Below are 14,225 nucleotides of genomic sequence, written 5' to 3'. Positions count from 1 at the left end.
CTTAACCCTGTTTCGCCTGTGCCATCAGCGCTTCTATCTCATCAGGATCTTTTACGACATGCTCAGTCAGATTTTCATTTCCGGTTTCCGTTATCACGATGTCATCTTCAATACGGATACCAATGCCGCGGTATTCCAACGGAACATCCGCATCCGGTGCAATGTAAAGCCCCGGCTCCACTGTCAGCACCATGCCAGGTTCCAGTATGCGATCACGCTCAACACCGTAATTGCCCACATCGTGTACATCCAGTCCCAACCAGTGACTTAAACCATGCATGAAAAATTGGCGATAAGCATTGGTCTCGATCAATTGTTCGACTTCACCGTGCATAATTCCCAATTTTACCAATCCATTGACCATAATACGCACAACCTGCTCAGTGACTCCGCGGATGTTGGCGCCGGGTTTATATAACTCCAGAGAAACATTGATGGCTTCCAGCACAATGTCATAAATTTCACGTTGTGGACGAGTAAATTTGCCATTGACCGGGAATGTCCGCGTAATATCGCCCGCATACCCTTCATACTCACATCCTGCATCGATTAAAACTAAATCACCGTCTTTCATTCGACGTTCATTTTCTGAATAATGCAGAATGCAAGCGTTTTCTCCCGCACCAATGATGGTGTTATAGGCAGGATAACGTGCACCTTGATAGGTAAATTCATGATGGATCTCAGCCTCAAGCTGATATTCAAACATGTCAGGACGACAAACCTGCATGGCTCTGGTATGCGCCTGCGCACTGATTTTCCCGGCCTTGCGCATGATTTCCAATTCAGCTTCCGACTTGAACAGGCGCATTTCATGCAGCCACGGACGCCAATCCACCATAGCAGACGGAGCACTGAGATTACGGCGATTATTTTTGCGCAATTTATCCAAGGCACTAAATACGATATTGTCAGCGTATTCAAACTCTCCCTGCGCGTGATAAACCACTTCCAAGCCATTCAGTAGTAAATAGAGCTGTTCGTTGAGATCATCGTATGGCAGAGCACGATCCACGCCCAGTTTTTCCAATGCGGCTTCTTGCCCAAGACGACGGCCAGACCAAATTTCCGCATTCAAATCACGGACGCGGTTAAACAGTACGCTATGATTGTGAGTTTCATCACTTTTGATCAGTATCAAAACCGCTTCCGGTTCATTGAAACCTGTCAGATAAAGAAAATCACTGTGCTGGCGATAAGGATACTCGCTATCTGAATTACGTGTCGCAGGCGGGGCAGAAAAAATAATGGCCGCACTGGCCGGTGCCATTTTTGACAATAGTGCCTGACGACGGGATAAATATTCTTGTTTAGTCATACCCTCTCCTGCGATTTCATTATTATTAGTTAGGATACCCTTTATCTTTCAAGCTGCTGCTTTGTCAGACGCGTTTACCTGCACCCAATCGCACAGTCAGTTATGCTTTCGGGATTCGTTCATTTGCCATTGTGCTACAACTTGAAATTTATTAGGTATATATCACCAATCAATGCAACGTTGGTTTTTCATTTTTTGCATTACCTGAAGTTTTCGGTGTTGCTAAAGCGATATAGCAGAGCTGAACTGCAACACGAACATATTCCAGGACTTCTTCAAGAGCCTGGGACAGCTCTTCTTGATCTTCGTCCTCGTCATACCCCAGCATGCCGATATTACGTAAATCGGTGACAATTTCTTTAATTTCTGGTTTTTCTGTCAATTTTGGATTTGCGACACCTAATCCCAATAGAAAATGGTTCACCCATCCCGCCAACGCATCCGCACATTCAAAAACACCGGCTTCTTCATCAGGAAGCAGTAGCTTAAATGCAAAATTACTGTCATCAAGCAATTCAAAGGTTGTTTCGTGCAATTCCCGGAGGGGTACGGATAAAACCTGAGAAAATGCCAGACCATCATTAGCGAGATCATGCACCAATGTCTGCCAACTACTATCATGATTTCCACCACATAGTAATCCACTGATTAAGCCGTGCATTTCTGCTGCTGTCAGTGCAACGGACTGTTGATGCAAAATTTCATCAAATGACTGATAATTAGGTAATGAGTTTTGTATAGACATGTATATTGATCATCGTTGGCGATATAAGTTCATGCTATGCTACCATCAAGGGGAGTCGCTATACCAGACAGCATACACCGATATAAGGAGGGGGAGCTTTTGGTATTGTACGGTAATGATTGGTGTCGACCTTGTTTTTATACCAAAATTTACTTTATGCCCAATAGATTTCAAGTTGTCACTCAGCCAATAAAGCTACAATTTGAAGGATAAGGGCTATATGTCAAAATCAAGGTATCGGCACAGTAATAAATCAGGAAGGTGTCATGTCTGCACAACCAGTAGATATTCAGATTTTTGGGCGGTCATTACGTGTCAATTGTCCACCAGAGCAGATAGAGGCATTGCAAGCTGCTGCTGAGGAGCTTGATCAACGTTTGCAAAACCTCAAAGAACGCACCAGAGTAACTAACACTGAGCAGCTGGTTTTTATTGTGGCGCTGAATGTTTGTCACGAGTTAGCACAAGAAAAAATGAAAACCCGTGATTATGCCTACAATATGGAACAAAAAATAAAAATGCTCCAGCAGACTATTGAAAACGCATTGTTAGAACAAGGTAAAATTACCTGATGTTCTACCTGTCAATAAACGCATTCTTGTTGATAAATCAGGCAGTAGTCACTATAGATGAATATAAGCAGTTGCTTTCTTCGTTTAGTTCCATACAATAGGCTTCATAGCGTTGTTTAGAGCCTATTTAGCGTTTTAAGCAACAAAAAATTTCTCTGAGGTGTGCGTGAGCGGGGAAGTCCCCTGAGCCGATATTTCATACCTATAGAATGTAGTGCTCTGTTTCTTGTGAGCATGCTTGGCTCAGACCAAGAAGCCTAATAGAAACGACTCTACGTTCACCTTGAACCAAGGGTTCAAGGGTTACCACCTGCAACGGCATCTTGGAGAACCCTAATTTTTTATCTGTTTTGTATCCTTTTCTGCATTAAACAGGCAGGTATCATGCAATCAGATTCTTTTTTTTCTCTCCGAAAATCCATTCGAAAAAAAATTCGACAACTACGTCAAAGTTTACCCCCCGAGCAACAAGCGCAATTTGCCCTGCAAGCAGCCAAACAAGTCATGGCTCATCCGAAGGTTCTGCAAGCTAACAAAATTGCCCTGTATCTCTCTTTCGATGGGGAATTGGATACACGCCCATTAATCCAACAACTTTGGCAACAAAACAAGCAAGTCTATTTGCCAGTATTGCATCCTTTCAGCCGGAATCACTTACTTTTCCTGCGTTACCGTGCTGATACTCCCCTGATTCGGAATCAATTCAATATAGAAGAACCTGCGCTGGATATCCGGCAGGTTTTGCCTGTTTCTGAACTTGATGTCATGTTCATACCACTCGTTGCTTTTGATTGTACAGGGCAACGTTTGGGTATGGGAGGCGGCTTCTACGATAGGACTCTCGCAAAATGGCAACAACAGAACTTTTACCCGATAGGATTAGCACACAATTTCCAGCTAGTGGAAACATTACCCAGTGCAAGTTGGGATATTCCTTTACCGGAAATTATTACACCAGAAAAAGTATGGCAATGGGCGTGAATCTTTAACTGATATAAGGGTTGTTGAATATTCAACAGCCCTTCTTTCACTCTTGGTAAATTAGTAAAGCAACCGGGAACGAATTGTGCCAGGCAAGGCTTTCAGTTGTTGCAATACCAATTCGGCTTCAGCAGTGCTCTGCGCTGTAATATCAATAACCACATAACCAATATCGCCTTCTGTTCGCAGATATTGTGCTTCAATATTGATTTCTTGAGCAGTGAACACTTGGTTGATGCTGGTTAAGATACCGGGACGGTTTTCATGGATATGCAGCAAACGGTTAGTATCTTTGGCATGAACAGGCAGTGAAACTTCAGGGAAATTAACCGCAGACAGCGTAGAACCGTTGTCAGAGTATTTCACCAACTTACCTCCGACTTCAGCACCAATATTTTCTTGGGCTTCCTGAGTCGATCCACCAATATGCGGTGTCAGTAATACGTTATCAAACTTTGTTAATAACGAGATGAAAGGATCGCTGTTTGTTGCCGGCTCTTCTGGGAATACATCAATCGCCGCACCAGAAATATGCCCGATTTCCAACGCGTCACTTAATGCGGGAATGTCTATTACGGTGCCGCGTGAAGCATTTATCAAAATTGAACCTGGTTTCATCAGTTCCAGCTCTGTTGCACCAATCATATTTTTGGTTGAAGCTGTTTCAGGTACGTGCAGGCTCACAACATCACTCATATTCAATAGTTCAGATAGATGATGGACTTGCTGTGCATTACCTAATGGCAATTTATTTTCAATATCATAGAAATAAACATTCAGACCAATACTTTCAGCCAAAATACCAAGCTGTGTACCGATATGACCGTAACCAATAATGCCTAGTTTCTTTCCGCGAGCCTCATAACAACCTTTTGCCTGCTTATCCCATACACCGTTATGTGCTTTTGCATTCGCCTCAGGAATGCGGCGCAATAATAACAGCAACTCACCCAATACCATTTCAGCGACTGATCGGGTATTGGAGAACGGTGCATTAAATACAGGAATACCGCGTTTTGCTGCGGCTTTCAAATCAACTTGATTGGTACCAATACAGAAACAGCCCACAGCAACCAATTTTTCCGCTGCGGAAAAAATTTCTTCCGTCAACTGGGTACGGGAACGGATCCCCACAAACCGAGCATCACGAATTGCTTCTTTCAGTTCTTCTGGTTCCAATGCCCCTTTATGATATTCAATATTGCTGTATCCAGCCGCTTTCAATTTTTCTACTGTGCTTTGATGAACGCCTTCCAATAGCAGAAATTTAATTTTATCCTTTTCTAAAGATACCTTAACCATTTGCCCGCCCTAGTTGTACTAACTTCATAACGCCTATAGATGTCACCAAAATAACAAAAAAAACGACAACGGCAATACAATCGATTGCTTATATAACAGGATAAGAAACAGTAAATAAGTTGTTATACGAAGTAAAATAATTCGTTATAAGCCAAAGGCAGGGTTTTGAGTTTTTTTTAGGCGGTAAAGTGATAGATATCACCAAATTTTCTTTTTTTAATAAATATAAAAATATTTTGGGGACAGAATATTCCGCCCCCAATAAACGATTATTATTTGATCGCCATGACCCCGTCAGCTGCACCCACCAGCACTACGTTGGCACCTCTGTTGGCAAAAAGGCCAACGGTTACTACACCAGCGATGCCATTGATTTTGTCTTCCAATTCAGCCGGCTCAACAATGGAAAGGTTGTGAACATCCAGAATGTCATTACCATTATCAGTCACCACATTTTCACGATAAACCGGGGTTCCTCCTAACTTCTCCAGTTCACGGGTAACATAAGCGCGTGCCATTGGGATAACTTCAACCGGCAGTGGAAATTTGCCCAGAACCTCCACTTGCTTAGAGGAATCAATGATACAGATAAATTTCTTTGCAACAGCAGCGATGATTTTTTCCCGGGTTAATGCCGCACCACCACCTTTGATCATTTGCATCTGACCGTTAATTTCATCAGCGCCATCAACATAAATATCCAAACTGTCAACATCATTACAGTCAAATACGGGAATACCGAGACTTTTCAGCTTTGCAGTTGATGCTTCTGAACTAGACACCGCACCTTCAATTTTGTCTTTGATAGTTCCTAACGCATCAATAAAATGCGCTGCCGTTGAACCCGTACCAACACCAACAATTGTGCCTGGTTTAACGTATTCCAATGCCGCCCAACCTACTGCTTTTTTCAGTTCGTCCTGAGTCATATCAATCACAGCCTATAAACAGTTACAAGGAAAAATCTGACGGCTAGTATAAACAATATTACCTCGCTCCATGAAAAAATATGGCATAGTGCTACTTAGGCCACATAATGCTGTTTAGATCGCAATGGTATTTGGATCGCAAGAATATTTGAATAGCAAGAATATTTGAACAGCAAGAGTATTGCTTAAGTCATGCGATGCTACTCAAACCACAGAGCTACTTAGCCTAAAAAAATCGTCCTATATCCCACAAAAAGAGTAAAAACGGAGAACTTTATTTTCAATGAAACGTCCTGATTACAGGTCACTGCAAGCATTGGATGCAGTGATCCGAGAACGTGGTTTCGAGCGGGCGGCACAAAAACTTTGTATCACCCAATCCGCGGTATCCCAGAGAATCAAACAATTAGAAAATCTGTTTGGTCAGCCACTATTGGTGCGCACCGTTCCACCTCGCCCTACAGAGCAAGGGCAAAAGCTGCTCGCGCTATTACATCAGGTTGAATTACTGGAAGCACAATGGCTCGGTGACGAAAATGACAATGAGATACCGCTGTTACTCTCCCTCGCGGTTAATGCGGATAGTCTGGCAACCTGGCTTTTACCCGCTCTCCATCCTGTCTTATCCGATTTACCCATTCGTCTAAATATTCAGGTGGAAGATGAAACCCGGACTCAGGAACGTTTGCGGCGTGGCGAAGTTGTTGGAGCGATTAGTATTCAAGCTCAGCCCCTGCCAAGCTGTCTGGTTGATAAGTTAGGTGCTCTCGATTATCTGTTTGTTGCCTCTCCAAAGTTCGCAGAGCGCTTTTTTCCTAATGGCGTTACGCGTTCAGCATTACTGAAAGCCCCTGCCGTGGCATTCGACCATCTGGATGATATGCACCAGGCATTCTTACAACAGAATTTTGACTTATCACCGGGTAGTGTCCCCTGCCATATCGTAAATTCTTCCGAAGCATTTGTGCAATTGGCAAAACAAGGTTCAACTTGCTGTATGATCCCACACTTGCAAATCGACAAGGAGCTGCGAGCGGGTGAGTTAGTTGATTTAACGCCCGGACTATGCCAACGCCGCATGCTTTATTGGCATCGTTTTACCCCAGAAAGCGGGGCGATGAGAAAAGTCACTGACGCCCTGCTCAAACTAGGACGTCAGATGTTACGTCAGGAAGATGAAATTAATTAACGCTGTAATTCAAAAACCGCATCGACGTGATCAGAGAATTCAATGCTCTGTGGTTCATAAGTTTCACTGGCTGAATCTGCTGCTGGTGCTGCCATCAGGGCTGTCTGGTATTTCAGGCGGCTCATTGGTGCTGGCACGGCTTCAGGAGCACGGTAATTGATGCTATATACCGGGCCTAGCTTACCGTTGAACCCTTTTGCCAATGCAGTCGCTTGTGCAATAGCATTCTCAATGGCTTTTTGTCTGGCTTCATCACGATAGCGTTGTGGATTCTCAACACTGAACTGCACCGAGTTAATTTCATTCAGTCCAGCTTTCAGAGCACCATCCAGTAATGTATTCAGTTGATCCAGCTTGTGAACTTTTACTTCAACCGAACGCGAAGCTCTATAACCTGTGATTGTTGATTTACCCGTCTTTTGTTCATATTGATATTCTGGTTGCGTACGCAAATTGGCAGCATCAATATCTTTCTTTTCAATGCTATTATTTTTCAGAAAAACAAAATATTTCGCGACACGCTCGTCCACTTTTTTCTTTGCATCTGCCGCACTTTTTTGAGTTTCACTGACATGGATTATCAGCGTGGCCATATCTGGCGTCGCTTTGATTACCGCATTACCAGAAGTAGAAATATGTGGGACAGATGGCAATTCAGAGGCAGAAGCAGCCATGCCAGAGAGGCTTCCCAGAGCTATCATCGCAGCCAGTACCAATGATTTACGTTTCACAAAACCTCCTTCAAATACAACAAATTTACATGAGTAAGGTGCTCTTCAGAAACATTAGCACACTATCTATGAACACACTATCTATCCATGAACACAATATCTATAAACACATTATCTATGAACACAATATCTATAAACACATTATCTATGAAGAAGTATTGAAATCAGTAAAAAATCTGTAATCCTTGCTTAATTAAGCCCCAAGCGATATACCACATCACACAACCAACAAAAACATTGATGATACGTTGTGACCGCGGTTGATTCAGTACAGGTGAAAACCACGCAGCCAAAAATGACAATGCAAAAAACCAACTGATTGATGCCATGACCGCACCGAGGGTAAACCACGGCCTAAACTCGCTTGATAGTTGCCCGCCTATGCTTCCCAACACGACGAACGTGTCCAGATAAACATGAGGATTCAACCAGGTCACCGCAAAGAGAGCGACTATAACCCGCCAACGGCTTTGGATGATATTTTCAGCAGAGGAGAGTTTAACTTCCGCCGATAGTGCTGTCCGAAAAGCCCCCCAACCATACCATAGTAAAAATGCGATGCCCCCCCATGTCACGGCTTGCAGCAAAAATGTCGATTGCCCAAGTAAAGCACTTCCGCCAAATATTCCCGCCGCAATGAGGATCGCATCACTAATGGAACATAACGCGGCACTCATTAAATGGAACTGTTTTTTGCTCCCTTGCTGCATCACAAATACATTTTGTGGTCCAAGGGGAAGGATCATCGCGGCACTGAGAAAAAAGCCCTGTATAAATATCGAAAACATGCAAAAATTCCTAATAATTAATCAATTAGTTATGGTATCAACGCATATTAGCCAATAATAATTATTAGGGAAAATGAATGATTCTTATCCATCATTAGAAAAAATAATGGGAATTGTATTCGAATTTGGTGTGAGGCATGGAAACGCTCACACCAAGATCTTTTAATTATTCTTCCGTCTTTTTCTGTAAGGCGGTTTGTTGCTGATGCAAGTAAACATCCATTTGTGGGAATGGAATACCGATATTGTGTTTATCTAAAGTACGCTTAAAGTTTTCCATCAAATCCCAGTACACGTTCCACGCGTCACCGTTGGTCGTCCATACTCGCACAACAAAATTCAATGACGAAGAAGCCATTTCGTGCAGGCGTATAGTAACGCCTCTTTCATGTTGAATGCGTTCATCCGCTTGAATCACATCACCCAACACTTTTTTCACTTCATCAATATCTGCATTATACGCAACCCCCACCATAATCTGGGTACGGCGGTTAGGTTCACGGCTGGTATTGATGATATTGTCCGCAATAATCTTACCATTGGGGATCACGATGATACGATCATCTGCCGTGCGCAATGTCGTAGAGAAAATCTGCACCTGCACAACGGTTCCTTCCACAGCACCGATCATGACATATTCACCAGTACGGAGTGGACGGAACAGCACCAGCAAAACACCGGCAGCGAAATTAGACAACGATCCTTGTAATGCCAGACCGACTGCCAAACCTGCCGCACCGATGACTGCAATCACAGATGCGGTCTGAATACCTAACTTGCCAAGAACGGCAATAATCGTAAATGCAATGACAGCGTAACGAATAATTGCGGATAAAAAGTCAGAAATAGTGGCATCAACACCACGCAATGACATAACACGCCTGACTGCTTTACTGACTACCTTAGCGATAAATAAGCCAATGATCAGAATCAAGATGGCAGATACAACATTCACCGCATACTGAATCAATAGATCCTGATTGTGAGTAAACCAGCCCGCTGCTTTATCAATCTCATTTGACAGATTGATCTCTTCCATACAAAGCCCACCGTTATTGTTGGAACCTATCTCCATTCGGCATTGTTAATATTCGGCACTGATAATGGCCATAAGCACTACCGAAACGCATAGGCTCCTATTCAAAAAATAGAAAAGCCACTATCACACGATACACAATACACAATACACATATGTGATGGAATATCGATTATGGCAGAAAGCTATCATAGGTTGAACACTAATACTTATGTTTGATTTCTTTGCAAAATAAACTCTCTGTAATCGGCTAACATAACGATAAAATCGTCTGTGCCACAAAAAGCCAGACTTTCGTTATCATAGTAACTCATTCCTTCTTCTATCATCTCAGTGTCAAACTGAAGTTGATTAGCCCGGATCATGATTTCATCCTCGCTCATCAATAAAGTATACTCATGGCCTGCTAACTGCCACTGACGTTCGCTGCCTTTAATACCCTTCAAGGCCACCGTGATTTTATCCAGTATGCTCAAATCACCTTTTACTTCTTCATTTAACCAATGGCCTACAGCTTCATGATCCATTGAAAAAGATGTTGTCACTTGACCAGTAATATCCTGCATAAATTCATATTCCATTACACACCTCCACTATCTTTTGCTGATAACTATCTTTTGCTTATAACTATCTTTTGCTTATAACTCACTTTTTGCCTATGAGTAACTTTTTGCCTGTGACTAACACGATTGGATTTTAAACACTTCTGATTAGCCCACCTCTGAAGTAGTCCACAAACTGACACAAAAATTTACAAAAAAAAGGGAGGCCTTTGCCTCCCATTGATTGCAATATACTTTATTTACACAGCGGTTTGGAAGATCACACCATCCGCTTTTTCTGTGTACTGATTCAATTGATCAAAATTGAGGTAACGATAAGTATCTGCTGCTGTTTCATCGACTTTATCCATGAACTGCAAATACTCTGCTGATGTTGGCAAACGACCCAACAATGACGCCACCGCCGCCAGCTCTGCAGAAGCCAGATAAACATTTGCACCAGTACCAAGACGGTTCGGGAAGTTACGGGTAGAAGTTGATACCACAGTTGCACCATCTGCCACTCGCGCCTGATTACCCATACACAATGAACAGCCAGGGATCTCAATACGTGCCCCACTCTTACCAAAGACGCTGTAATAGCCTTCCTCCGTTAATTGAGCGGCATCCATCTTGGTTGGCGGTGCAACCCACAAACGAGTCGGTAATTGACCTTTATGCTGATCCAGCAATTTGCCTGCTGCCCGGAAATGGCCGATATTGGTCATGCAAGAACCGATAAAGACCTCGTCAATTTTGCTGTTAGCAACTTCTGATAACAATCGTGCATCATCTGGATCATTCGGCGCACACAAAATCGGTTCTTTAATCTCAGCCAGATCGATTTCAATCACCGTAGCATATTCAGCATCTGCATCTGCTTCCAGTAATTGAGGATCTTTCAGCCAGTTTTCCATACCTATAATACGGCGTTCCAGTGTCCGGCGATCGCCATAACCTTCCGCAATCATCCATTTCAGCAATATGATATTTGATTGCAGATATTCAATGATTGGCGCTTTATCCAGCTTAATGGTACAGCCAGCCGCAGAGCGTTCTGCTGATGCGTCAGCCAATTCGAATGCCTGTTCAACTTTAAGTTCTGGCAGACCTTCAATCTCAAGAATGCGACCAGAGAAGATATTTTTCTTACCCTTCTTCTCAACAGTCAGCAAACCTTGTTGAATCGCATAGTAAGGAATTGCATGCACCAGATCACGCAGGGTAATGCCGGGTTGCATTTTTCCTTTAAAACGAACCAATACTGATTCAGGCATATCCAACGGCATAACGCCTGTTGCCGCAGCGAATGCCACCAGACCAGAACCAGCCGGGAAAGAAATACCAATTGGAAAACGAGTATGAGAATCTCCCCCTGTACCCACGGTATCCGGCAGCAACATACGGTTCAGCCATGAGTGGATAATGCCATCTCCCGGACGCAGTGATACCCCGCCACGGTTCATGATGAAATCAGGCAGAGTATGATGTGTGGTCACATCAACAGGTTTTGGATAAGCGGCGGTATGACAGAATGACTGCATGACCAAATCCGCAGAAAAGCCCAGACACGCCAGATCTTTCAATTCGTCCCGTGTCATTGGTCCTGTGGTGTCCTGAGAACCCACAGATGTCATCTTAGGCTCACAATATTCTCCCGGACGGATACCCACTGTACCGCAAGCACGGCCAACCATTTTCTGTGCCAATGAGAAACCGCGATCGCTTTTCGCAACCGCTTTTGCCTGACGGAATACATCACTGTGTGGCAAGCCTAATGATTCACGCGCTTTTCCAGTCAAACCACGACCGATAATCAGTGGAATACGACCACCGGCACGCACTTCATCGATCAATACATCCGTTTTCAGTTCAAAAGTAGACAATAATTCATTGGTTTCGTGCTGACGGATTTCACCTTTATAGGGATAGATATCAATCAAATCACCCATATTGAGTTTAGAAACATCAAATTCGATTGGTAACGCCCCCGCATCTTCCATGGTATTGAAGAAGATGGGGGCAATTTTTCCACCCAATACCACACCTGCACCACGTTTATTTGGTACAAAGGGAATATCTTCTCCCATAAACCACAATACGGAGTTAGTTGCTGATTTACGGGAAGAGCCTGTACCGACAACATCACCAACGTAAGCCAACGGGTAACCTTTTTTAGCCAGTGCTTCGATTTGCTTAATCGGGCCCACGACTCCGGCTTGATCGGGTTCAATACCTTCACGGGCATTCTTAAGCATTGCCAGAGCATGCAGAGGAATATCAGGGCGTGACCAGGCATCAGGCGCAGGAGAGAGATCATCGGTGTTCGTTTCACCCGTGACCTTGAATACAGTCACTGTGATTTTTTCCGCCAATTCGGGGCGTTCAAGGAACCAGTCAGCATCAGCCCATGACTGAATAATCTGTTTGGCATGAACATTACCCGCTTTTGCTTTTTCTTCCACATCATAGAAGCTGTCAAACATCAGCAAAGTATGAGAAAGCGCTTTCGCCGCAATAGGTGCCAATTTTTCATCATCAAGGGCATCAATTAAAGCGTGGATGTTATACCCACCTTGCATGGTTCCCAGTAATTCAATGGCTTTTTCTGCTGTAACAAGTGGGGAAGTTGTTTCACCCTTTGCAATAGCAGCAAGGAAACCCGCTTTAACATAAGCGGCCTCGTCTACACCAGGGGGAACACGGTTGGTCAGTAGATCTAGCAGGAAATCTTCTTCATCTTTAGGTGGGTTCTTCAGTAATTCGACCAGCGCTGCTGCTTGAGCTGCGTCTAACGGCTTAGGGACGATGCCTTGAGCTGCACGCTCGGCTACGTGCTTGCGGTATTCTTCTAGCACGACTTTCTCCTCGCTCTCATTGTCATTTTATATACCCGGCTGTCTGCACCCGGTAACGATCATCCAAAACAATCATCTAAAATAACCTTCTAAAACAATCATCAAGGGTGCCAGGTCAGAGGATTTTGCTCGCATAACATCATAATTATGCTCAGCTTCGGGCATTTAGCATACCAAAATTTGAATGACATGTTAATTCATTCACATAAAATCAACATTACACAGTGATAAAATTCTAGATAAATATCATTAAAAGGAGTATTTATAGATGGATATGCTATTTTTTTCTATTGAGACTCGAAAATACTTTAATTTCCCTCTGAATTTTTACCGAACACGTTGACTTTCCATACTCATCTTTTTCTTAACAGCATTTCTGATCACAGTACACAATTTAAAAGTCTTTCAATATCAACAAATAAGTAATACTTCACATTTTATCCCAAAAACCAGACGCCATTACAAAACTAATGCCAATACCGTTTGAAAGGATATCATTATGCTTAATAGAGAAGAACATGACGCTACAGTAGGTGCAGGTCATCATTCTGCAATTATTATGGAGGAGAAATATTACCCTGAATATCAAGCTAAAATTAAAGAAGTTAATCAAAATGATATGCTATCTGCACTTAATGAAATCCAGCGAAATGAATCCAGTTACTGGTATGAATCTATAAGGGAAACAATATTTGGAAGTGGGCATCATAATACATTTATCAGTACATGTGGTTCCATAAGAAATACTTTCAACCCTGCATATGTTACAGGAAGCCTAAATAATTATCGCCATTTTGTCTGTTCAGTTACAAATAAAACGGTTGGAATTATCATATTAATGCTTGCCAAACCCAATATATCTGATAATAACATTGACCAAATGGCATTCTTATTAACCTACCCTAACGGTTATGGTTATGGTGGCTTGCTTGTTCAACATGTGGTTAATATATCTTTCGCCTTAGGCCATCAAGGAATATTAAGAGTTTATTCAGAACAGGATGCTGAGATTTTTTATAAAAAATTAGGCTTTGTACCTATTAATTCTCCTGATTTTAATTTTTTTAATTTAAAATATATGGAGTTAAATCCTGCCAATAGCCATAAATGGCATAACGCCAATGGAGAATATCAGGAGCCTGTAAATTAAATTGTGTATTTGCCTTAACTTGATATGTTTAATTTATTATCAAAATAAGGTTGATTTATGAACGAAAAACAATTACAGGCTCTG

13 protein-coding genes and 1 other RNA gene are annotated in these 14,225 nt (G+C 42.7%); 5 read left to right on the top strand and 9 right to left on the bottom strand.

The window, feature by feature from the left end:
• Nucleotide 1: 1 nt before the first annotated feature.
• Nucleotides 2-1,318, bottom strand: a complete 1,317-nt coding sequence (pepP, locus tag Xmir_RS06030; RefSeq protein ID WP_099113494.1) for a Xaa-Pro aminopeptidase — start codon at nt 1,316-1,318, stop codon at nt 2-4.
• A gap of 169 nt (nt 1,319-1,487) precedes the next feature.
• On the bottom strand, nt 1,488-2,063 hold the full coding sequence (locus Xmir_RS06025; protein ID WP_099113493.1) for a YecA/YgfB family protein: 576 nt from the start codon (nt 2,061-2,063) through the stop codon (nt 1,488-1,490).
• 266 nt (nt 2,064-2,329) lie between these two features.
• Between Xmir_RS06025 and zapA the strand changes: the two genes are divergently transcribed.
• The 3 genes from zapA (at nt 2,330) to Xmir_RS06010 (ending at nt 3,616) form a co-directional block, all read left to right on the top strand.
• Nucleotides 2,330-2,635 (top strand): cell division protein ZapA, encoded by a 306-nt coding sequence (zapA, locus tag Xmir_RS06020; protein WP_047963623.1) that lies wholly within the window; start codon nt 2,330-2,332, stop codon nt 2,633-2,635.
• A 149-nt stretch (nt 2,636-2,784) separates the two neighbouring features.
• Nucleotides 2,785-2,969: non-coding RNA, 6S RNA (gene ssrS, locus Xmir_RS06015), on the top strand.
• Between the two features lie 50 nt (nt 2,970-3,019).
• A complete protein-coding gene (locus Xmir_RS06010) occupies nt 3,020-3,616 on the top strand; it encodes a 5-formyltetrahydrofolate cyclo-ligase (RefSeq protein ID WP_099113492.1) in 597 nt (198 codons plus the stop codon).
• A 60-nt stretch (nt 3,617-3,676) separates the two neighbouring features.
• Here Xmir_RS06010 and serA read toward each other — a convergent pair whose 3' ends face one another.
• Complete coding sequence (gene serA, locus Xmir_RS06005; protein WP_099113491.1) at nt 3,677-4,918, bottom strand: phosphoglycerate dehydrogenase; 1,242 nt, start codon at nt 4,916-4,918, stop codon at nt 3,677-3,679.
• A gap of 272 nt (nt 4,919-5,190) precedes the next feature.
• Nucleotides 5,191-5,847, bottom strand: a complete 657-nt coding sequence (rpiA, locus tag Xmir_RS05995) for a ribose-5-phosphate isomerase RpiA (protein WP_099113490.1) — start codon at nt 5,845-5,847, stop codon at nt 5,191-5,193.
• 283 nt (nt 5,848-6,130) lie between these two features.
• Here rpiA and Xmir_RS05990 point away from each other — a divergent pair, with 283 nt between their 5' ends.
• Complete coding sequence (locus Xmir_RS05990; protein ID WP_099113489.1) at nt 6,131-7,036, top strand: LysR family transcriptional regulator ArgP; 906 nt, start codon at nt 6,131-6,133, stop codon at nt 7,034-7,036.
• On the opposite strand, the gene Xmir_RS05985 is transcribed toward Xmir_RS05990, so the two are convergent.
• The 5 genes from Xmir_RS05985 to acnB form a co-directional block, all read right to left on the bottom strand.
• Complete coding sequence (locus tag Xmir_RS05985) at nt 7,033-7,767, bottom strand: oxidative stress defense protein (protein ID WP_099113488.1); 735 nt, start codon at nt 7,765-7,767, stop codon at nt 7,033-7,035. The two genes, Xmir_RS05990 and Xmir_RS05985, sit on opposite strands and share 4 nt — an antisense overlap.
• A 164-nt stretch (nt 7,768-7,931) precedes the next feature.
• A complete protein-coding gene (gene argO / locus Xmir_RS05980) occupies nt 7,932-8,555 on the bottom strand; it encodes an arginine exporter ArgO (protein ID WP_099113487.1) in 624 nt (207 codons plus the stop codon).
• A 166-nt stretch (nt 8,556-8,721) separates the two neighbouring features.
• Nucleotides 8,722-9,594, bottom strand: a complete 873-nt coding sequence (gene mscS, locus Xmir_RS05975) for a small-conductance mechanosensitive channel MscS (RefSeq protein WP_099113486.1) — start codon at nt 9,592-9,594, stop codon at nt 8,722-8,724.
• A 206-nt stretch (nt 9,595-9,800) separates the two neighbouring features.
• Nucleotides 9,801-10,172, bottom strand: a complete 372-nt coding sequence (locus Xmir_RS05970) for a YacL family protein (RefSeq protein WP_099113485.1) — start codon at nt 10,170-10,172, stop codon at nt 9,801-9,803.
• Between the two features lie 221 nt (nt 10,173-10,393).
• Nucleotides 10,394-12,991, bottom strand: a complete 2,598-nt coding sequence (acnB, locus tag Xmir_RS05965; protein ID WP_099113484.1) for a bifunctional aconitate hydratase 2/2-methylisocitrate dehydratase — start codon at nt 12,989-12,991, stop codon at nt 10,394-10,396.
• Nucleotides 12,992-13,490: 499 nt separating this feature from the next.
• Here acnB and Xmir_RS05960 point away from each other — a divergent pair, with 499 nt between their 5' ends.
• Nucleotides 13,491-14,141 (top strand): GNAT family N-acetyltransferase, encoded by a 651-nt coding sequence (locus Xmir_RS05960; RefSeq protein ID WP_099113483.1) that lies wholly within the window; start codon nt 13,491-13,493, stop codon nt 14,139-14,141.
• The last annotated feature ends 84 nt before the right edge of the window (nt 14,142-14,225 follow it).

This window comes from Xenorhabdus miraniensis (assembly GCF_002632615.1).
Note: the sequence above shows the minus strand (reverse complement) of the source record. Positions and strands in the feature narration are given on the sequence as shown.